Origin of the sequence: Synechococcus sp. H60.1 (genome assembly GCF_047462335.1) — a bacterium.
In the GTDB taxonomy this organism is placed as follows: domain Bacteria; phylum Cyanobacteriota; class Cyanobacteriia; order Thermostichales; family Thermostichaceae; genus Thermostichus.
This window is the reverse complement of the sequence record NZ_JANSJA010000138.1, coordinates 1-898: the sequence shown is the minus strand read 5'-3', so window position 1 is coordinate 898 and position 898 is coordinate 1. Positions and strand designations below refer to the sequence as shown.

The window sequence follows — 898 nt, the reverse complement described above, 5'->3', positions numbered from 1 at the left end:
GCGGCCAACAAAGCCACAGCGCCTCCCCCAGCCAAGACCCACTTGAGGCTGCTGCCAGAAGGCTGGAGAACCGTTGGGGGGGCAGCTTGCGGCAGGGGGCGGGTGCGGGGGGTATCCGTCCGTGGTGGGACGGGGGGATCCTGAGGAGGAGCAGCCGGACGAGTGTTGCTGGCTGGGATGACTGTAGAGGGCGTTTTGGCAGTTTCGCCTGCAGCTTGAGAGGAGGGACCTGGCGCAGCTTCTGCCGAGGTAGTTGAGGGGAGAGGTGCCCGCTCGGCGATGTAGTAGGGGATCCCTACCCCTGGAGGGGAGACCGGCTCCTCTTCAATGAGCTCCAGATCCTCATCGCGGATATCTTCAAAGGCTCCAGCAGTTGATCCTGTATTGCTGGTGGTTTCGATTGGCGGCCTGGGAATAGAAGAAGGTGGAGCATGGCCTTGAGCCTTGGCACCGCTGGTGGGAAGAATCACAGTACTGGCCTGGCTGCTGGAGAGTTGAGTGGCTACCGTCAGCTCATAGGCTTGCAGCAGCCGCTCCCCTAGCTCCTGCATCGTCTGCGGCCGCTCGTCTGGGTTTTTCTTGAGGCAATCCATCACCACCGCTGCCACCGCAGGTGGGATTGGCTGCGGGGTTGTTGCCGAGGTGAGCTCAATCGGGTTTTCGTAGCAATGGGCGTGGATCCAACTGTGCAGAGTGTCGGTTTCCAGTTGAAAGGGCATGGATCCCGTCAGCATCTCATAGAGCACCACCCCCAGGGAGTAGATGTCTGAGCGGGCATCCAGAGACTTGCCCCGTATCTGTTCAGGAGAGGCGTAGCGAGCAGTGCCGATAAATCCGCCCCCCTTTTGGGTGCCCAGGCTAAGGGTGTGATCAGCCAAGGTTTTGGCTACGCCGAAGT

General features: G+C 60.8%; 1 protein-coding gene. It reads right to left on the bottom strand.

The window, feature by feature from the left end; translation table 11 throughout:
* On the bottom strand, positions 1-898 hold an 898-nt coding region (locus NW852_RS07380), incomplete at both ends, for a serine/threonine protein kinase (RefSeq protein WP_414426603.1).